General features: G+C 73.6%; 16 protein-coding genes and 1 pseudogene. 7 read left to right on the forward strand and 10 right to left on the reverse strand.

Annotated features, from left to right (window positions below; translation table 11 throughout):
• Positions 1 to 181: 181 nt before the first annotated feature.
• Positions 182 to 601, reverse strand: a complete 420-nt coding sequence (locus ASD33_RS06810) for a hypothetical protein (protein ID WP_056555013.1) — start codon at positions 599 to 601, stop codon at positions 182 to 184.
• Between the two features lie 133 nt (positions 602 to 734).
• Between ASD33_RS06810 and ASD33_RS36095 the strand changes: the two are divergent.
• Positions 735 to 1,025, forward strand: a pseudogene (locus tag ASD33_RS36095) (response regulator transcription factor); the annotation flags it as partial.
• On the opposite strand, the gene ASD33_RS36100 reads toward ASD33_RS36095, so the two are convergent.
• From ASD33_RS36100 to ASD33_RS06835, 5 genes are all read right to left on the reverse strand, one after another.
• Positions 1,014 to 1,400, reverse strand: a complete 387-nt coding sequence (locus ASD33_RS36100) for an STAS domain-containing protein (protein WP_242426853.1) — start codon at positions 1,398 to 1,400, stop codon at positions 1,014 to 1,016. The pseudogene ASD33_RS36095 and the gene ASD33_RS36100 overlap by 12 nt on opposite strands.
• Positions 1,401 to 1,617: 217 nt before the next feature.
• Positions 1,618 to 2,280, reverse strand: coding sequence for a response regulator transcription factor (locus tag ASD33_RS06820; protein ID WP_242426854.1), 663 nt, complete (start codon positions 2,278 to 2,280; stop codon positions 1,618 to 1,620).
• On the reverse strand, positions 2,277 to 3,470 hold the full coding sequence (locus ASD33_RS06825; protein WP_056555019.1) for a sensor histidine kinase: 1,194 nt from the start codon (positions 3,468 to 3,470) through the stop codon (positions 2,277 to 2,279). The genes ASD33_RS06820 and ASD33_RS06825 overlap by 4 nt, the downstream gene beginning before the upstream one ends.
• A gap of 266 nt (positions 3,471 to 3,736) precedes the next feature.
• Complete coding sequence (locus ASD33_RS06830; RefSeq protein ID WP_056555021.1) at positions 3,737 to 4,213, reverse strand: nuclear transport factor 2 family protein; 477 nt, start codon at positions 4,211 to 4,213, stop codon at positions 3,737 to 3,739.
• A 182-nt stretch (positions 4,214 to 4,395) separates the two neighbouring features.
• Complete coding sequence (locus tag ASD33_RS06835; protein WP_056555578.1) at positions 4,396 to 5,808, reverse strand: aminopeptidase P family protein; 1,413 nt, start codon at positions 5,806 to 5,808, stop codon at positions 4,396 to 4,398.
• 149 nt (positions 5,809 to 5,957) lie between these two features.
• Here ASD33_RS06835 and ASD33_RS06840 point away from each other — a divergent pair, with 149 nt between their 5' ends.
• A complete protein-coding gene (locus tag ASD33_RS06840) occupies positions 5,958 to 6,941 on the forward strand; it encodes a LuxR C-terminal-related transcriptional regulator (RefSeq protein WP_199863468.1) in 984 nt (327 codons plus the stop codon).
• Here ASD33_RS06840 and ASD33_RS06845 read toward each other — a convergent pair.
• The gene (locus ASD33_RS06845) at positions 6,889 to 9,084 is read right to left on the reverse strand and encodes a prolyl oligopeptidase family serine peptidase (protein ID WP_079044616.1); all 2,196 of its coding nucleotides are present in this window, start codon (positions 9,082 to 9,084) and stop codon (positions 6,889 to 6,891) included. The two genes, ASD33_RS06840 and ASD33_RS06845, sit on opposite strands and share 53 nt — an antisense overlap.
• A 4-nt stretch (positions 9,085 to 9,088) precedes the next feature.
• A complete protein-coding gene (locus ASD33_RS06850) occupies positions 9,089 to 9,637 on the reverse strand; it encodes an FABP family protein (protein WP_056555028.1) in 549 nt (182 codons plus the stop codon).
• Positions 9,638 to 10,064: 427 nt separating this feature from the next.
• Between ASD33_RS06850 and ASD33_RS06855 the strand changes: the two genes are divergently transcribed.
• The 5 genes from ASD33_RS06855 to ASD33_RS06875 all read left to right on the forward strand — a co-directional run bounded on the left by ASD33_RS06855 (position 10,065) and on the right by ASD33_RS06875 (position 15,168).
• The gene (locus ASD33_RS06855) at positions 10,065 to 10,934 is read left to right on the forward strand and encodes an ABC transporter permease (protein WP_079044617.1); all 870 of its coding nucleotides are present in this window, start codon (positions 10,065 to 10,067) and stop codon (positions 10,932 to 10,934) included.
• Positions 10,907 to 11,638, forward strand: coding sequence for an ABC transporter ATP-binding protein (locus ASD33_RS06860; RefSeq protein ID WP_056555031.1), 732 nt, complete (start codon positions 10,907 to 10,909; stop codon positions 11,636 to 11,638). The genes ASD33_RS06855 and ASD33_RS06860 overlap by 28 nt, the downstream gene beginning before the upstream one ends.
• 35 nt (positions 11,639 to 11,673) lie before the next feature.
• A complete protein-coding gene (locus tag ASD33_RS06865) occupies positions 11,674 to 12,699 on the forward strand; it encodes an ABC transporter substrate-binding protein (protein WP_056555034.1) in 1,026 nt (341 codons plus the stop codon).
• On the forward strand, positions 12,699 to 13,910 hold the full coding sequence (locus tag ASD33_RS06870; RefSeq protein ID WP_056555037.1) for an LLM class flavin-dependent oxidoreductase: 1,212 nt from the start codon (positions 12,699 to 12,701) through the stop codon (positions 13,908 to 13,910). Before ASD33_RS06865 ends, ASD33_RS06870 begins: the two co-directional genes overlap by 1 nt.
• A gap of 148 nt (positions 13,911 to 14,058) precedes the next feature.
• Complete coding sequence (locus ASD33_RS06875; protein ID WP_056555039.1) at positions 14,059 to 15,168, forward strand: NAD(P)-binding domain-containing protein; 1,110 nt, start codon at positions 14,059 to 14,061, stop codon at positions 15,166 to 15,168.
• Positions 15,169 to 15,180: 12 nt separating this feature from the next.
• Here ASD33_RS06875 and mltG read toward each other — a convergent pair whose 3' ends face one another.
• Both mltG and ASD33_RS06885 read right to left on the reverse strand, forming a co-directional pair.
• Positions 15,181 to 16,083: an endolytic transglycosylase MltG gene (gene mltG, locus ASD33_RS06880; protein ID WP_056555042.1), complete on the reverse strand. Its 903-nt coding sequence runs from the start codon at positions 16,081 to 16,083 to the stop codon at positions 15,181 to 15,183.
• A gap of 287 nt (positions 16,084 to 16,370) precedes the next feature.
• Positions 16,371 to 18,239, reverse strand: coding sequence for an ABC transporter ATP-binding protein (locus tag ASD33_RS06885; protein ID WP_056555585.1), 1,869 nt, complete (start codon positions 18,237 to 18,239; stop codon positions 16,371 to 16,373).
• Positions 18,240 to 18,285: the final 46 nt, after the last annotated feature.

Raw genomic sequence — 18,285 nt, forward strand, 5'->3', positions numbered from 1 at the left:
GCAGCAGACTCATCCCCACGGCCTTCGCGCTGAACGTGTGTGTTCCTTGGTCGGAGCACATGTTCAGACGAAGGCCGCTTCTACGTCCGGCGGATACCGCACCGAGTGATCAAGTACGACGCACCGTTCGACAGCGCACGTTAAAGATCAAGCTAGGAGCGGGACCCGCGCGGCCCCGTCGCTACAGTTCGTAGTCCTCGGCCAGCTCCTCCCAGGCGACGCCGCGGAGCGCGGGATCGGCGTCCTCGCCCGTCGGTACCTCCGGGGCGGGCTGGAACCAGGCGACGACGAGGGAGGAGCCGTCCATCGCCGGGTCGAGCGGCGCGGAGTCGAAGACGCCGACGCAGAACACGGAAGGCAGCACCTCGACGGGGCCGAAGGCTCCGGCGCGCTCGTCCGGGTACGCGCGGACCGGCGGAACGACGTGAACCGGCAGGGAGGAGTACGCGCGTTCGGCGTCCCGCTGAAGCCATTCGACCTTGCGGTCGTTGACTCGCTTGCACGGGTAGCCCTCCAGCATCCCCGCGTAGGTCGAGGACATCCGCAGCTGGGTGAGCCGGATCCGACGACCGGACGCGAGAACTATGTGACTCAGTGACATGCGGCCACCCTACGCACAGGATTCACGGGTGGCTTCCCTGAGGATCCGGTGGCCCGCGAGGCCCGCCAGGAGGAGGCCCGCCGGCGGGGAGACGCCGGGGCGTGGACCGCCAGGAGGGCTCCGGCGGCCACGCGGCGACGCCTCGGGCCCGGCGATCACCCGCCGGCTGGTGGAGCGCTTCGCCGCGTCCGCCGGGACGCCGACGGCGCCGCCCCGTGAGCTCGCCACGCTCACCCCGCGCGAACCGGAGGTGCTGGAAGCCCTCGCGCGCGGGCACAGCAACGCCGAGCTGGCCGTGCGGTTCGGGCTGAGTGAGGCGACGGTGAAGACCCATGTGGCCCGGATTTTGTCGAAGCTCCGGCTGCGCGACCGGGCCCAGGCCGTGATCGCCGCCTACGAGACGGGGCTCGTGTCACCGGGCTCGGAGGGGCGCGGGTCCACCGGGTACGCCGTCCCCCAGCCCCTCCGGCGGCCCGGCCTCCGGGCGCAGCACCTCGCCCAGCGCCGTCAGACGGATCAGCCGCAGGATCCACGGCTGGTCGCACAGGAGCCGCCAGCGCGCCCCGCGCCGGTGCACGCGCCCGGCGCAGTGGGCGAGGAGGCCGAGTCCGGTGGCGTCGCAGAAGGTGAGGCGCCGGATGTCGACCGTCAGGGCGTCGGACTCCCTGACGAGGGCGTCGAGCTCGGGCCGCAGGTGCCGCACCAGGACGAGGTCGAGTTCGCCCTGGAGGGCCGCGACGGTGTGACCGCCGGTCGAACGGACGACGAGGTACGGGTCATGACGGGGGATCAGCTGCATCGGACGCTCCACAGGGTGGCTCCATGTGTCGCTCCGAGAGTGACCGTCCCCCTTCCGGCAGGGACGTTTCGCCTCGGCCGCTGTCACCTGAATCGGTGAATACGGGGGCCACTTCCCCTCGTACGGGCGGTCGATGTGCGCACGGGATGCCGATACGGGGTGGGGCGCGTGCCCGGATACGCGTCCGGGTCCGCGGCCGTGCCCCGATCCGCGCCGTTCAGCCGGGCAGCGTCACGAGCCCCGTCTCGTACGCGGTGATCACCAGCTGGACCCGGTCCCTGGCGCCCAGTTTGGTGAGCAGGCGCGACACGTGCGACTTGGCGGTGGCCACGGTGATGAAGAGGTCCTCCGCGATCTCGGTGTTCGTCAGGCCGCGTCCGATGAGGGTCAGGACCTCCCGTTCCCGCTCGGTGATGCCCTCGACCGGCCGTGCGGAGCGCCGCGTGGGGCGCCCGACGAAGTCGGCGATCAGTCGGCGGGTGATCCCCGGCGCGATCAGCGCCTCGCCGCCGGCGACCACCCGGATCGCCGCGAGGATGTCGTTCAGCGCCATGTCCTTGACCACGAAGCCGCTCGCCCCGGCCCGCAGTGCGCCGTAGACGTGGTCGTCCTCGTCGAACGTGGTGAGGACGAGGACGCGCGTGGCGGCCGGCCCCTCGGTGATCAGGCGGGTGGCCTCGATCCCGTCCATGCCGGGCATGCGGATGTCCATCACCACGACGTCGGGGGCGAGTTCGCCGACCAGCTCGACCGCCTCGGCACCGTTCGCCGCTTCGCCGACGACCTCCAGGTCGGGGTGGTCGGCCATGACCAGGCGCAGGCCGGACCGCACCAGGGGCTGGTCGTCGGCGAGCACGATGCGCAGGGGGCCGGTGCTCACCGGGCCTCCAGCGGGGCCCGGTCGGGTTCGGCCAGCGGGAGTCGGGCCGTCACCCGGAAGCCGCCCTCGGCGCGGGTCCCGGCGCTGAACTCGCCGGACAGCAGGGCGACCCGCTCCCGCATGCCCACCAGGCCGAAACCGTGGGCCGGGCCGTTCCCCTCGGGGGCACCCCGCCCGGCGTCGACGACCTCCACGGTCAGCTCCTCGTCCCCGTAGTCGATGAGCACCCGGCAGTGTCCGGTGCCCGCGTGGCGGACCACGTTGGTCAGCGCCTCCTGAACGATACGGAAGGCGGACAGCTCGACATCGGCCGGCAGGGGCCGCTCCCGTCCGCCGCGGCGGACCTCCACGCACACCCCCGCGTCGGCCGTGGCCGCCGCCAGCCGGTCGAGGTCCGCGAGACCCGGCGAGGGCGCGAGGCCCGTGCCGCTCCCCGGGGCCGCCGCGTCCGGGTCCGTCCGGCGCAGTGCCGTCACGGTGCGCCGGAGGCCCGACAGGGTCTCCCTGCTGGTGGCCTCGATGGCCCGCAGCGCCTCACCGGCCTCCGTGGGCCGGGTCCGGACGACCTGGCCCGCCGCTCCGGCCTGGATGGCGATGATGCCGATGCTGTGCGCGACCATGTCGTGCAGTTCCCGTGCGATGCGCAGCCGTTCGGCGGTCACGGCCTCGGAGAGCTCCTGTGAGCGGAGCTCCGCCGCGTGTTCTCCGCGCTCGCGGACGAGCAGCCCGCCCGTACAGGCCGCGGCGGCCGCCAGGAGGGCGATGACGACGTTCACGACGAGGGTGTCCCCGTGCGAGAAGCCGGCGATGACGAGGAGCTGGACGACGAAGGACGCGGCCGCCGCGGCGACCGCCACCCGTCGGGCGCGGGTGGCGACGAGGAAGCCCAGGACGAGGTCCGCCGCGAGGAAGGAGAGGAACTGGCCCTGGTACGCGGCGGGCAGGCTCGTCCCTGCGGCGCCCGGGACGCCCACCACCACGAGGGTGGACCCGAGGAGCGTCAGAGACAGCGCCAGGAGGGGCCTGCGGCGCAGCACGCCGACGAGCAGGCTCGCCGCGAGCAGGGCCCCGGCCCCGTGGACCGTGCCCGAGGCGCGCGGGGCCCCTCCGATGAGCAGGGCCACCGCGAGGAGGTACAGGGCGGCTCCCGCCCAGGCCGTGAGGGCCGATCTCGTGCTCAGCGTGTCCATGCCGCGACACTATCCAGCCGTGATCTCCGCGGAATCCGCCCGTGGACCGACGCCCACGGGATGACCCGGATCGCCCCCGGGCGGGTACGGGGGTTCGCCGCGCGCGGTGGGGGTCCGTCAGCGGGTGGGCGACGCACGCGTGCGCGTACCCCGAGGCGGGGTCGGGCCGGATGCCGGCGTCCGGGCCCCGGCGCGTTGGAGACCGGCGGCGGTGAGCCCCGCGTTACCGGCGCCGACGACGACGGCGTCGAAGTCGCCGCCGCCGCTCACCGCCGGCCCTCGCCTCCGTCGCCGGTCTCCACGGCAGCGGCCTCCCCGTCGCCGGCCGCCGCGCCCGTCCCCGTGTCGCCGCTCGCGGCGAGGGCCTCCGCCGCGATGCGTTCGAACTGGGCGCCCATGGCGGCGGAGAGCGCCTGCGCGGCGGAGAAGGGCCTGACCATGACCATGAAGTCGTCGATCCTGCCCTCCTCGTCGAAGTGGAGGAAGTCGCAGCCGTTGATCTCCTTGTCCCCGACCTTCGCGGTGAAGACGAGCGCGTGGTCCCGGCCGTCCGCGCTCTCGATCTCGCGGACGTAGCGGAAGTCGGTGAAGACGCGGACGACCCCGCGCAGGATGGCGGCGGTGATGGCCTTGCCTGGATACGGGCGGAAGGCCACCGGGCTGGTGAAGACGACGTCCTCGGCGAGCATGGCCTCGATGGCGGCGTGGTCGCGGTGCTCCACGGCCTGACGGAACGGGTGCATGATGCGGCTCCATAGGCAACTTTTTGATTAGGTGCAGATGCATCTCATCGCATGTCCGCGTCGCCGTCCAGTGGTCGGCCCGTTCCGACCGCCGTGACACGGCGGATCGCCACCGGAAAGGGACGGGCGGCCGGGGCAGACCTCCCTCGGTCGCCCCGACCGCCCGCCCGGCTCTTCGCGGCTCAGCCGGCGAACCGCGCCATCCACGCCTCGACCTCGTCCGAGGAACGCGGCAGACCGGCGGACAGGTTCTCGTTGCCGTCCTCCGTGACCACCAGGTCGTCCTCGATCCGGACGCCGATGCCGCGCCACTCCTCCGGCACGGTCAGGTCGTCGGGCTGGAAGTAGAGGCCCGGCTCGACGGTGAGGACCATGCCCGGCTCCAGGACGCCGTCGACGTACTCCTCGGTGCGCGCCTGCGCGCAGTCGTGGACGTCCAGGCCGAGCATGTGGCCGGTGCCGGCCATGGTGAAGCGGCGCTGGAGACCCAGCTCGTACGCGCGGTCCGCGGGGCCCTCGATGAAGCCCCACTCGACGAGCCGCTCGGCCAGGTGGCGCTGGGACGCCTCGTGGAAGTCGCGGTAGGCGGCGCCCGGCTTCACGGCGGCGATGCCCGCCTCCTGGGCCTCGTACACCGCGTCGTACACCTTGCGCTGGACATCGGTGAAGGTGCCGCTGATGGGCAGGGTGCGGGTGACGTCGGCGGTGTAGAGGGAGTGGGTCTCCACGCCCGCGTCGAGCAGCAGCAGCTCGCCGGGGCGGACCGGTCCGTCGTTCTCCGTCCAGTGCATGATCGTGGCGTGGTCGCCCGCGGCGCAGATGGAGCCGTAGCCCAGGGCGTTGCCCTCCAGGCGCGCCCGGCGGAAGAAGGTGCCCTCGATCCAGCGCTCGGAGGTGGCGACCGCGCGGGAGAGCTCGCCGACGCAGTCGGTGAAGCCGCGGACGGTGGAGTCCACCGCCTTGCGCATCTCGCCGAGCTCCCACGCGTCCTTGACGAGCCGGAGGTCGCTGAGCGTGCCGTCCAGCTCGACGTCACGCTCCTCGTCGGTGGTGACGGCCGCTTCGAGGACGGGGTCGTGGCCGCGGACGATGCGGGTCGGGACGCCGTCGCCGGCGGCGAGGTCCTTCGCGAGGGAGCGGACGTCGCGGCAGGGCAGGCCGAGGACCGTCTCGTACTCGGCGAGGGAGGGGCGGCGGCCCATCCACAGCTCGGCCGTGTAGCCGATCCAGAACTCGTCGTTGTCCCGGCTGTCGCGGGGCAGCACGTAGCAGTACGCGTCGTGGCCGCCGTCGGCGCGGGGTTCGAGGACCAGGGCGCCGTCGCGGGCCTTGTCCCCGGTCATGTGGACGTAGCCGGAGTACGGGCGGAAGGGGTAGGTGTCGTCGTTGGAGCGGGTCTTCAGGTTGCCGGAGGGGATCACCAGGCGCTCGCCGGGGAAGCGGGCGGAGAGCTCGGCACGGCGCAGGGCCGTGTACGGGGCCTGCTCGGCGGGTTCGAGATCGTGCCGCTCGGTGTCCGCCCACCCGGTCCTCATCAGGGTGGAGAGTTCCTCGGAGACTCCTCCGTAGAGGCCGTTCTTGCGACCCTTCGCCACGTCCTGCTCCTTCTTCCGCATGGGTTCCACGGCCACCGGTCGTCGGCGGCAACCGGAAAGTACCGCTCACCGGCGACCCCGGGTGCCCAGGACCGCCAGTGGCACGAATCGGCCACGGCCGGGGAGCGGGCGCACCGATAATGGGCGTCATGGCGAACGAGAAGCTCGGTGAGGCCCTGCGGCTGCTGGGGATCGGTCCGGAGGCCGTCCGGGTCTACGGGAGGCTCCTGGACATGGGCCCGGCGCCCCTGAGCGCGATCGGCGCCGCCGCCGGTCTCGAAGGGGCCGCGCTGGGGGAGGCGTACCGCGAGCTCGTCGACTCCGGTCTGGCGAGCGCCGCCGAGGAGGGTCCCGACGTGGTGGCCCCGGTGCCGCCGGCCGCGGGCCTGGAGATCCTGGGGCGGCGGCGGGCGGCCGAGCTGGACGAGTCCCGGATCACGGTCGGGGGCGCGTTCGACTCGTTCCGCCGGCACCGGCTCGCCGGGTACCACGACCCGCTCGTGGAGGTCGTCACCGGGGACGCGATCGGGCTGCGGATGCGCCAGGCCTGGGCGAGCGCGCGGGAGCAGATCCGGCAGTTCGACTCGCCGCCGTACTTCCCGCTCGAAGGCGCCACGGACGACGCGCTGGCCACCCTCGCGCGGGGGGTGACGCAGCGGGTCGTGTACTCGCGGGAGTCCCTGGAGTACCCGGGGCAGCTGGAGAACGCCATCGAGCCGTGCGTGGAGGCCGGGGAGCAGGCCCGGGTGCTGCCCTCGGTGCCGGTCAAGCTGCTGATCATCGACGACGCGTACGCCCTGGTCGCGCTGGCGATACGGGAGACGGACGTCTACAACACCATGCTGGTGGTGCAGCCGTGCGGGCTGCTCTCGGCGCTCGTGGCGCTGTTCGAGCAGGGCTGGCAGAGCGCCCTGCCCCTGCACGGCCGCACGGCGCGGCCCGCCGCGCTGCTCCCGGCGGACCGCCGCCTGCTCCGGCTCCTCGCGGCCGGAGCGAGCGACGAGGTGATCGCGCGGGAGATCGGGGTCAGCCGCCGCACGCTGTTCCGCCGGGTGCAGATCCTGATGGCCCGCCTCGGCGCTACGAGCCGCTTCCAGATGGCGCTGCAGGCGCAGCGCGCGGGGTGGCTGTGAGCGGACCGGCCTCGTGCTCCCCTACGGGTGCGCCCTCCGGGGCTGTGGCGGCCGCCTCCCGTACGGGTACGCCCTCACGGGTGCCGGTCGCCGTCTCCCCCACGGGTACGCCCTCCGGGCCGGTGCGGGCGAGCCGCTGCCACAGGTAGGTGTGGACGAGCGCGCTGTTGTGCGCCGCCTGCTCGTTGTCGCCCGCGCCCGCGTGGCCGCCGCCCGTGTTCTCGTGGAACAGCACCGGGTGGCCCAGCTCCCGCAGCCGCGCCGCCGTCTTCCGGGCGTGCCCGGGGTGCACCCGGTCGTCGCGGGTAGAGGTCATCAGCAGGACCGGCGGGTACGCGCGGTCCGCCGCGAGCCGGTGGTACGGGGAGAGATCGTGCAGGTGGGGGCGGTCGGCCTCGTCGTCCGGGTCCCCGTACTCGGCGATCCACGACGCGCCCGCGAGGAGCTTGTGGAAGCGGGTCATGTCGAGCAGCGGCACCTGGGCGACGATCGCGCCGAACAGCTCGGGGTGGCGGGTGAGCATGGCGCCCATGAGCAGGCCGCCGTTGCTGCCGCCCCTCGCGCCCAGCATCGCCGGGGTGGTGATCCCCCGTGCGACGAGGTCCTCCGCGACGGCCGCGAAGTCCTCGAAGGCCCGGGGCCGTTCGGCGCGGAGGGCGGCCTGGTGCCAGTCGGGGCCGTACTCGCCGCCGCCCCGGATGTTGGCGATGACGTGGGTGCCGCCGCGCTCCAGCCAGGCCCGGCCCGTGACCGCCCCGTAGGACGGGGTGAGGGAGACCTCGAAGCCGCCGTACCCGTAGAGCAGGGTGGGGCCGGGGCCGGTGGCGGTGCGGTCGGGTCCGATGACGAAGTACGGGACCCGGGTGCCGTCCCGGGAGGTGGCGAAGTGCTGCTCGACGGCGAGACCGCCGGTGTCGAAGCGCTCCGGGGCCCGCTTGATGACCTCGGACCCGGCGCCGATCCGCCCGAAGCGGAGCGTGGAGGGCTGGAGGAAGCCGGACACGTCGAGGAAGTACTCGTCGGAGACGTCCGGGTCCGTGCCGAAGACGCTGACCGCCGACAGGGCGGGCACCCCGGCGAGCGGCTCGCGCGTCCAGCCGCCCTCCTCGGCGGGGGTCAGCACCTCGACATGGGTGCTGACGTCCCGCATCGTCTCCAGGACCAGGTGGTGCCGGGTCCAGGTGTGTCCGGCGAGCGCGGTCCGCGCGTCCGGCGTGAACAGCACCTCGTGGGTGCGGTCCCCCGCCAGGAACCCGTCGAAGTCGAACGCGAGCAGGGAACCCGTGGGGCGACCGAGCCACGCGGACTTCAGGGTGACGATCAGGTGCTCGCGGTGCGCGTAGGCGACGGCGTCGTCGGGCACGTCGATCCGTACGCTGCTGCCGTCGGGCCGCAGCAGACGGGTCTCGCTGCGGAAGAAGTCCACCGAGCGGCCGACGAACTCCCGCTCGAAGCCGGGCGTGGTGTCGCGGAAGCCCCAGGCGGCCACGTCGCCCCGCTCGGCCTCGAAGACGAGCGCGGCGTCCTCGACGGGGGTCCCGCGCCGCCATCTGCGGACCGTGCGCGGGTAGCCGGAGTCGGTGAGCGAGTCCGGCCCGGTCTCCGTGCCGACGAGGACGGTGTCGGCGCCGGCCCAGGAGATCCGGGTCTTGGCCTCGGGCAGCCGGAAGCCGTCCGCCACGAACTCCCTGGTGACAAGGTCGAATTCACGGACGACGACGGCGTCGCCGCCGTCGCGCGAGAGCCGCACGAGGGCCCGCTCGAAGTCGGGCCGCCGCACCCGCGCGCCGTCCCAGACCCACTTCTCGCCCTCGGCGTCGGCGAGCGCGTCGACGTCGAGGAGGACCTCCCACTCGGGCTCGTCCTCCCGGTACCGCTCCAGGGTGGTGCGCCGCCACACCCCGCGTACGTGCTCGGCGTCCCGCCAGAAGTTGTACAGGTACGCGCCCCGCCGCGCGGGGTAGGGAATCCGGTCCGAGGCGTCGAGCACCTCGCGCAGGCGCGTCTTCAGCGCCTCGAACCCGGAGTCGCCGGCCACGTCACGCGCGGTCTCGGCGTTCCGCTCGGCCACCCACGCGAGCGCGGCCTCGCCGGAGATGTCCTCCAGCCACAGGTACGGGTCGTCCTCGTTCGCCTTGTCCATGGCTCTACTGTCCACCCTCGCGCCGCAGCCGGGCCGCGAGGTGGTGCCCCAGGGGCCTGCCGACCGCCGCGAGGTCGTGGACGAAGTCCAGCGTGCCGTCGCCCGTGAGGGTGTAGCGCCGACGGCTGGCGTCGACCCGCTTGGCGGTGGGGGCGAGGGCGACCTCGTGACTGGTGAGGTCGATCGCGCCGTCCTCGGCGCGCCCGACGAGGATCTCCGCGATGCCGGTGGGCTGGGTGATCAGTGCCTCGATGTGGCCCTCCGGCTTGAGCCGCCACCAGCCGCTCTCGCGCGCGGCGGGCCGCAGCGGGGTCCCTTCGGCGTCGATCAGCCAGGCGCGGGCGTCGTAGTGGAGGAAGGGCCGCCCGTCGTGGCTGAAGGTGACCTCCTGAGCGTACGTGAACTCCTCGGCGAGCGTCGGGTACCCACCGCGCCCCCGGCCGGTCCAGACGCCGAGGAGTCCGGTCACCGGCGCGAGCAGCTCGTGCGGCGCGGGCGCCTCGTCCGCCCGGAGGGCGTCGGGGTAGGGGAACTTCCGGTCGCGGTCGGACATGTGCTGCGCTCCTGGGTCGAGACGTGGGCCGATGGGCAGCTTAGGCGGTGGCCCGCCCACCGGACCGGGAGCGCGGGCCCGGGGACGCGAGGCCTGGAACGCCGGGTCGGGAGCACGGGGCCGGGAGCAGCGGGCCGGGACCCACGGCGATGCGGGCGCGCGGCGGGGCGCCTCTCCGTCCATGGGGCGAGACGCCCGTTGACCCGGCGCGTCGGCGCCGCTACCTTCGCGCCATGTTGCGTACAGCCCTGCTCACCACGCGCGGTCACATCGACCTGCTGCGGGTGGCCTCCGCCGCGTGTCGCCGCGGTCGCTGACGCCCTTTCGCCCTCCCCTTCCTGACGCTCCGTCCGCCGTGCGCGCGTGCCCGCTCCGCGCCCACGGCCGCTGACGCGTACCCTCGCCCGCTCTCCTCCGGAGTCCCGCCATGACGGTCGACCATGCCCCACCCCCTTCACCGCCCGATATCTCGCCTTTGCCCGGACCGGACGTCGAGTCCCTGACGCCAGGCCGAGGCCCCGGCCGCGGCCGCCCCGCCGTACCCCGCCGGCTGCGCCGGACCGTCGGGCCGCTGCTCCTCCTGGCCCTGTGGCAGACCCTCAGCGCGACCGGGACGCTGCCCGCCGACGCGCTGGCCTCGCCGGGGACGATCGCCCGCGCCGGCGGCGAGCTGATCGGTGACGGGACCCTGCCGACCGCGATGGGCGTCTCCCTGCGACGGGTCGCCGCGGGACTGCTGCTCGGCGGGGCGGTCGGCATCGCGCTGGCCCTGCTGTCCGGCCTCTCGCGGCTCGGCGAGGACCTCGTCGACGCGCCCGTCCAGATGCTGCGGACCGTGCCCTGGGTGGGGCTGATCCCGCTGTTCATCATCTGGCTGGGCATCGGGGAGGCCCCGAAGGTCGCGCTGATCGCGCTCGGCGTCGCCTTCCACCTCTATCTGAACGTGTACGCCGGGATCCGCGGCGTCGACGCCCAACTCGTCGAGGCCGGGCAGTCCCTGGGGCTCGGCCGCTGGGGTCTGGTGCGGCACGTCGTCCTCCCGGGGGCGCTGCCGGGCGCGATGACCGGGCTGCGCTACTCGCTCGCCACGGCCTGGCTCGCGCTGGTCTTCGGCGAGTCCATCAACGCCGACGCGGGGATCGGCTTCCTGATGAACCAGGCGCGGGAGTTCTTCCGCACCGACGTGATCGTCGTCTGCCTGGTCGTCTACGCCTTCCTCGGCCTGCTCGCCGACGCCGTCGTCCGCACTCTCGAAAGGCTGCTGCTGCAATGGCGACCGACCTTCACCGGGCAGTGACCGTCCGGGGCCTCACCCGTTCCTTCGACGGACGCCCGGTCGTCGACGGGCTCGATCTGACCCTGCACGCGGGGCAGTTCACCGCGCTGCTCGGGCACAGCGGCTGCGGCAAGTCCACGCTGCTCCGGGTCCTCGCGGGGCTCGACCGGGAGATCTCGGGCACGGTGCTCGTGCCGCGCCGCCGCGCCGTGGCGTTCCAGGCACCGCGGCTGATGCCCTGGAAGCGCGTCTGGCGCAACGTCCTCCTCGGACTGCCGGGGAAGCCGGGTCGCACCGTCGCGGAGAAGGCGCTCGCGGAGGTCGGCCTCGGCAACCGCTCGGGCGCCTGGCCGAAGACACTGTCCGGCGGAGAGGCACAACGGGCCTCCCTGGCACGGGCGTTGGTACGCGACCCGGACCTGCTGCTGCTCGACGAGCCGTTCGGCGCGCTCGACGCGCTGACCCGGATCAAGGCCCAGCGGCTCGTGGCCGAGCTGTGGCAGCGGCGCGGCTGCACGGTCCTGCTGGTCACCCACGACGTGGACGAGGCGCTGCTGCTCGCGGACCGCGCCCTCGTCATGCGGGACGGCGTCATCGCGTACGACACGGCCGTCGATCTCGACCGCCCCCGCTCCCCCGGCGATCCCGCTCTCGCCCCGCTCCGGAGCCGTCTCCTCGCCGAACTCGGCGTGCACGAGGGCGAGTTCGCCGGACAGGCGGCCTGACCGATGACCGTTCCGTCCCCCGGGAAGAGAGACCAGTGAAGTCCTTCCGTCTGTCCACCGCCGCCCTGCTCGTACCGCTCGCGCTCCTCGCCTCCGCCTGCTCCGGCGCCTCCGCCGCGGGCCCGAACTCCGACGGCAAGGGTTCCCTCGTCCTGAACGTCGGCGACCAGAAGGGCGGCTCCGAGGCGCTGCTCCGGGCCGCCGGCGAGCTGGACGGCCTGCCGTACCGGATCACCTGGTCGACGTTCACCTCCGGCCCGCCCCTGCTCGAAGCGGTGAACGCCGGGGCCGTCGACATCGGTTCCGTCGGCAACACCCCGCCCGTCTTCGCCGCGGGCGCCGACTCGAAGATCACCGTGGTCTCCGCGACCCACGGCGACTCGGCGGGCGAGGCGCTGCTCGTCCCGAGGGACTCGCCCCTGCGCGGGGTGAAGGACCTGAAGGGGAAGAAGGTCGCCGTCGCCCAGGGCAGCTCCGCGCACTTCCAGCTGATCGCCTCGCTGGAGAAGGCCGGTCTGACGCTCGGCGACGTCCGGGTGACCCTGCTCCAGCCGGCCGACGCGCTGGCCGCGTTCACCACCGGCAAGGTGGACGCCTGGGCCGTCTGGGACCCGTACACCTCACAGGTCCTGCTCAGCGGCAAGGGACGGGTGCTCACCGACGGGCGAGGTCTCGTCAACGGCCTCGGCTTCCAGGTCGCCGCCCCCGCCGCGCTCGCGGACCCGGCGAAGGCGAAGGCCGTCGGCGACCTCGTCGAACGCCTGCGGCGGGCCCAGGGCTGGGTGTTCGAACATCCCGAGGAGTGGGCGAAGGTCTGGGCGAAGGAGACCGGCCTGCCGTACGAGGTGGCCCTGGCCGCCGTGAAGCGCAGCAACGGCACCCGCATCCCGGTGGCCCTCGACGACGCGGCGGTCGCCTCCGAGCAGCGGATCGCCGACACCTTCGCCGCGCTCGGGCTGATCCCGCGCACCTTCCGCTTCGCCGACTACGTCGACCGCCGTTTCAACAAGGACCTGCCGCCGTCCACCACCCCGGCGCGCAGCTACCGAAAGGCCTCCTGATGACCGTCCATCTGCACTGGTTCCTGCCGACCGGCGGCGACGGCCGGACCCTCGTCGACCGGCACGCCTACACCGACGGCGGGATCACCCGCGACCGCGCCGTGTCGGGGGTGCGGGCCCCCGACATCGACTATCTGATCCAGATCGCCAAGGCGGCCGAGCAGCTGGGCTTCGAAGCCGTGCTGACCCCGACCGGCACATGGTGCGAGGACGCCTGGCTGACCACGGTGGCGCTCGCCCAGCACACCGAACGCCTCAAGTTCCTGGTGGCCTTCCGGCCCGGGGTGATCTCGCCGGTGCTCGCGGCCCAGATGGCGTCCACGTACCAGCGGATCACCCGGGGACGGCTCCTCCTCAACGTGGTGACCGGCGGCGACTCCGCCGAGCAGCGCCGCTTCGGCGACCACCTGGACCACGACCGGCGGTACGCGCGCACGGCCGAGTTCCTCTCGGTGGTGCGGGGCGCGTGGGGCGGCCGGCCCTTCGACTTCGAGGGCGAGCACTTCCGGATCGAGGGCGGGCTGACCGCGCTGCCGCCGGACCCGCTGCCCGAGATCTTCTTCGGCGGCTCGTCGGCGGCGGCCGGCCCGGTGGCGGCGGAGCACGCGGACGTCTATCTGACCTGGGGCGAACCGCCCTGGCAGGTGAAGGAGAAGATCGACTGGATCCGGGGTCTCGCGGAGGAGCGCGGGCGGACCGTCCGCTTCGGCATCCGGCTGCACACGATCTCCCGCGACTCCTCGCGGGAGGCCTGGGCGACGGCGGACCGGCTGCTCTCCTATCTCGACGCGGAGACGGTCGCCGCCGCGCAGCGCGTCCTCGGCCGCAGCGAGTCGGTCGGCCAGCAGCGGATGCTGGCGCTCCACCGGGGCGGCTCCCTCGGCCGCGACCAGCTGGAGATCTCGCCGAACCTGTGGGCGGGGGTGGGTCTGGTGCGCGGTGGGGCGGGCACGGCCCTGGTCGGCAGCCACGCCGAGGTGGCCGACCGGATCGAGGAGTACCACAACCTGGGTGTGGAGCACTTCGTGCTGTCCGGCTACCCGCATCTGGAGGAGGCGTACTGGTTCTGCGAGGGCGTGCGGCCGGAGCTCGGGGCGCGCGGGCTGCTGCCGTCGCCCCCGGTCTCCCCGCTCCTCGGCGTCCCGGCCGCGAACGGCCGGCCGGCCTCGGCACCGGGGGGCGCGCCGCTGCTGGTGCCCGGCGGGCGGTAGACCCGGGAGCCGGGACCGCGCGGGGATGCCGGGCGCGGGCGTGGATGCCGGGCGCGGGCGGGGCACGGGGCACGGGAAGATCCGCGCCTCCGCCTCGGTTGGTAGAACCGTGAACGTCTTCGGGGCACAAGAGGTCGCGGCGGCAGAGGTGCGCGCCGTGGAGGTCGTCGTCATCGGTGCCGGGCAGGCCGGGCTCTCGGCCGCCTTCCACCTGTCCCGGTCCGGCCTGGAGCCGGACCGGGACTTCGTCGTCCTCGACCACGCCCCGCGGCCGGGCGGCGCCTGGCAGTTCCGCTGGCCCTCGCTGACGTACGGCAAGGTCCACGGAATGCACGCGCTGCCCGGCATGGAGCTGACCGGCGCCGACCCGGCGCGCCCCTCGTCCGAGGTGATCGGCGGCTACTTCGACACCTACGAGCGGACCTTCGGCCTGCGGGTGCACCGCCCGGTCGACGTCACCGCCGTCCGGGAGGGCGAGGGCGGCCGGCTGCGGGTCGAGACCTCCGAGGGCACGTACGCGACCCGGGCCCTGATCAACGCCACCGGCACCTGGGACCGCCCGTTCTGGCCCCGCTACCCGGGGCAGGAGACCTTCGGGGGGCGCCAGCTGCACACCTCCGGCTACCCCGGCCCCGAGGAGTTCGCGGGGAAGCGGGTGCTCGTCGTGGGCGGCGGGGCCTCGGGGACCCAGCACCTGATGGAGATCGCGGAGGTCGCCGCCGAGACGTTCTGGGTGACCCGGCGGGAGCCCGTCTTCCGCGAGGGCCCCTTCGGGGAGGCGGAGGGACGGGCGGCGGTGGCGCTCGTGGAGGAGCGGGTGCGGCGCGGACTGCCGCCGCAGAGCGTGGTCTCGGTGACCGGGCTCCCCCTCAACGACGCGATCCGCGCGGCCCGCGCGGGCGGGGTCCTGGACCGGCTGCCGATGTTCGACCGGATCACCCCGACGGGGGTGGCCTGGGACGACGGCCGGACGGTCGACGTGGACGTGATCCTCTGGGCGACCGGCTTCCGGGCGGCGATCGACCATCTCACCCCGCTGCGGCTGCGCGAGCCGGGCGGCGGCATCCGGGTCGAGGGGACGCGTGCGGTACGGGACGAGCGCGTCCACCTCGTCGGGTACGGGCCCTCGGCCTCGACGATCGGCGCCAACCGGGCGGGCCGTGCGGCGGTCTCGGACATCCGCCGCTTCCTGGCCGGCCACAGCGCGCGCCCGGCGGCGGACGCCGCGGACGAGCGGGCGGTCACGGTCGCGCGGTGACCAGGCTTCGGCTCAGCTCTTCTCCGCGCCCCGGCCGGCGTTGAACTCGGCCACGTTCGCCTGGTGGGCCGCGTAGTCGGCGGTGAAGCGGGTGTCGCCCGGGGCCACCGTGACGAAGTAGAGCCAGTCCCCGTCCGCCGGACGGATCACCGCGTCGAGCGCCTCGTCGCCCGGGTTGCCGATCGGCGTCGGCGGCAGGCCCTTGCGTGCGTAGGTGTTGTACGGGCTGGCGCTCCGGGTGTCCTCGTACGTGGTGTCCACGGTGCTGCGGCCCAGCGCGTAGTTGAGGGTCGAGTCCATCTGGAGGGCCATGCCCCGGGCCAGCCGGTTGTGGACGACCCGGGCGACCTTCGCCATGTCCTCCGGGTTGTCGGCCTCGGCCTGCACGATGCTGGCCGCGATCACCGTCTGGTAGACGCTGAGGCCGTGCGCCTTCGCCCCCTCGACGATCCGCGCGGCCCCGAACCGCTTGGCCGCGGTGTCCACCATGAAGCGCAGCAGCCCCTCGGGGGTGGTGGCGCCGACCACGGGATAGGTCGCGGGGAACAGATATCCCTCGGGGTTGCCGCCGGCGGCCGGGGGCAGCGCGAGGGTGGTGGCGGGTGCGGTCGCGGTCTTCCGTGCGGTCCCCTCGGGCAGTCCGAGGGCCCGGTCGACGGCCGTGTAGACCTGGCCGGCCCGCCAGCCCTCGGGGACGAGGAGCGCACGGGGCTGTTCGACGGCCGGTTCGCCCGTCGTCAGGAGCAGCGGGACGGTGACCGCGGCGGCGGCCGCGAGGACGGCGCCGAGGAGGAGTGCCAGCCGGCCGCGCCGGGTGAGGCGGGGGCGGCGGGGGCCCCGGGGCTCCCGGGGAAGGGAGGGAAGCCGGGAGCGGCGGCGTGGGGGTGCGTACGGTGACGGCGGCCGGTACGTCATGGCCGCACGCTAACCCGGCTCGAACCGGAATCCGGGGAACCGCGCACGCGGCGGCGCCGCCGACCCCCTGGGACGGGGGACCGACGGCGCCGGGCACTGCGATCGTCAGACGAGCCATCCCAGGAAGTGGAAGACGCCGGCGAGCAGGTTGGTGATGACGTTCATGGTGGTGATTCTCCTCGTACAGGTACATCAGTGGGACTGCGCGGTCACGGTCTGCAGCCCGTCGATCGCACAACGCAATCTTCCGACGCCGTACGGGAGTGGGGCAACGAATCCCGGAACGATCACACGTTCTGGGGAACAACCGCTCCCACGTTCGTTTGTTCGCCACCGTTCGGGGTCTCCAGGACGCTCCGTGCGTCCCGGCGGACCAGGGCGGCGTACCGCCCGTCCCGCGCGAGCAGCTCCTCGTGGGTGCCGCGCTCGGCGATCCGGCCCGCCTCCAGGACGACGATCTGGTCGGCGTCGCGGACGGTGGAGAGCCGGTGGGCGATGGTGATCGTGGTGCGGCCGGCCGAGAGGGCGTCGATGGCCTGCTGCACGGCGTGTTCCGTACGGGTGTCGAGGGCGCTGGTCGCCTCGTCGAGGATCAGCACCGGCGGGTCGCGCAGGATGGTCCGCGCGATGGCCAGGCGCTGCTTCTCGCCGCCCGAGAAGCGGTAGCCGCGCTCGCCGACGAGGGTGTCGTACCCGTCGGGGAGGGAGGCGATGTGCTCGTGGATCTGGGCGGCGCGCGCGGCGGCCTCGATCTCCTCGTCGGTGGCGTCCGGCTTCGCGAAGCGGAGGTTGTCGGCGACGGAGGCGTGGAACAGGTACGTCTCCTGGGAGACGACGCCCACCGCTCGGGCCAGGGTGTCGAAGTCCAGGTCGCGCACGTCGACGCCGTCGAGCGTGACGCGGCCGTCGGTGACGTCGTACAGCCGGGGCACGAGGTAGCTCAGGGTCGACTTGCCGGAGCCGGTGGGGCCGACGACGGCCAGGCTGCCCCCGGCGGGGACGGTCAGGTCGATGCCGTCGAGGGTGGCGCGGCCCTCGCCCTCGGGGTCGTACCGGAACACGACCTTCTCGAAGGAGACCTCGCCCCGGACCTCGGGGAGCCGGACGGGCTCGGCGGGCTCGGTGATGTCCACGGGCAGGTCGAGGTACTCGAAGATGCGCTGGAAGAGCGCGAGGGAGGTCTGCATCTGCACCCCGGTGGAGAGCAGGCTGACGGCGGGGCGGAAGAGGCCCTGCTGGAGCGAGACGAAGGCGACGAGCGTGCCGAGCGAGATCGTGGTGCCGCCCGAGCCGAGGGCGATGCCGGCGGCCCAGTAGATCAGGGCGGGCATGGCGGCCATGACGATGCCGATGGTGGACATCCGCCACCGCCCGGCCATGGAGGAGCGCACTTCGAGGTCGACGAGCCGCTCGGACTCCTCGGCGAAGGACTTGGTCAGCGAGTCGGCGCGGCCCATGGTGCGGCCGAGCAGGATGCCGCTGACCGAGAGGGACTCGGTGACGGTCGCGGCCATGGCCGCCATCTGCTTCTGGCGCTGGGTGGTGATCCGCTTGCGCTCGCGGCCCACGCGCCGGCTGATCCAGACGAAGACCGGCAGCAGGAGCAGCGAGACGAGGGTGAGGCGCCAGTCGAGGGCGAGCATGGCGACGACGGTCGCGACGACGGCGGTGAGGTTGGAGACGAGGGAGGTGGCCGTGGAGGTCACCGTCGCCTGCATGCCGCCGATGTCGTTGGCGATGCGGGACTGGACCTCGCCGGTGCGGGTCCGGGTGAAGAAGGCCAGCGGCATCCGCTGGAGCTGCTCGTACACCCCGGTGCGCAGGTCGTGCATGACGCGCTGGCCGACGGTGGTGGAGATCAGGGTCTGGAGCACGCCGAAGACGCTGGTCAGGACGGCGGTGGCGATCATGCCGAGGGCGAGCAGGGTGAGCAGCCCGGTGCGGCCCTGGGGGATCGCGGTGTCCAGGATCTCCTTGAGCAGGAAGGGCGAGGCGACCGAGACGAGCGAGGCGGCGCCGACCAGGAGGCCGACGAGCACGAGGCGCGCGCGGTAGGGGCGGAAGAGGCCGAGGATGCGCCGCAGCTGCGCGGGCTCCTTGGGCCGGTCGGAGTCGCGGGGCGGGGGCGTCCAGTCGGACTGGTCGTGGGGGCGCATGGGCTCCTTCGAGGGTGCGGTGATGTCGATGAGAGCATAGGTCATT

Origin of the sequence: Streptomyces sp. Root1304, assembly GCF_001426405.1 — a bacterium.
Taxonomy (GTDB): domain Bacteria; phylum Actinomycetota; class Actinomycetes; order Streptomycetales; family Streptomycetaceae; genus Streptomyces.

What these genes read in the sequence shown, in the direction of transcription:
- ASD33_RS06870 (WP_056555037.1), top strand. Translation starts at nt 12,699, where the DNA reads ATGACCGTCCATCTGCACTGGTTCCTGCCGACCGGCGGCGACGGCCGG.
- ASD33_RS36100 (WP_242426853.1), bottom strand. Translation starts at nt 1,400, where the DNA reads ATGCAGCTGATCCCCCGTCATGACCCGTACCTCGTCGTCCGTTCGACC.
- ASD33_RS06845 (WP_079044616.1), bottom strand. Translation starts at nt 9,084, where the DNA reads ATGGACAAGGCGAACGAGGACGACCCGTACCTGTGGCTGGAGGACATC.
- ASD33_RS06885 (WP_056555585.1), bottom strand. Translation starts at nt 18,239, where the DNA reads ATGCGCCCCCACGACCAGTCCGACTGGACGCCCCCGCCCCGCGACTCC.
- ASD33_RS06855 (WP_079044617.1), top strand. Translation starts at nt 10,065, where the DNA reads ATGACGGTCGACCATGCCCCACCCCCTTCACCGCCCGATATCTCGCCT.
- ASD33_RS06850 (WP_056555028.1), bottom strand. Translation starts at nt 9,637, where the DNA reads ATGTCCGACCGCGACCGGAAGTTCCCCTACCCCGACGCCCTCCGGGCG.
- ASD33_RS06825 (WP_056555019.1), bottom strand. Translation starts at nt 3,470, where the DNA reads ATGGACACGCTGAGCACGAGATCGGCCCTCACGGCCTGGGCGGGAGCC.
- ASD33_RS06860 (WP_056555031.1), top strand. Translation starts at nt 10,907, where the DNA reads ATGGCGACCGACCTTCACCGGGCAGTGACCGTCCGGGGCCTCACCCGT.
- ASD33_RS06810 (WP_056555013.1), bottom strand. Translation starts at nt 601, where the DNA reads ATGTCACTGAGTCACATAGTTCTCGCGTCCGGTCGTCGGATCCGGCTC.
- ASD33_RS06830 (WP_056555021.1), bottom strand. Translation starts at nt 4,213, where the DNA reads ATGCACCCGTTCCGTCAGGCCGTGGAGCACCGCGACCACGCCGCCATC.
- ASD33_RS06840 (WP_199863468.1), top strand. Translation starts at nt 5,958, where the DNA reads ATGGCGAACGAGAAGCTCGGTGAGGCCCTGCGGCTGCTGGGGATCGGT.
- mltG (WP_056555042.1), bottom strand. Translation starts at nt 16,083, where the DNA reads ATGACGTACCGGCCGCCGTCACCGTACGCACCCCCACGCCGCCGCTCC.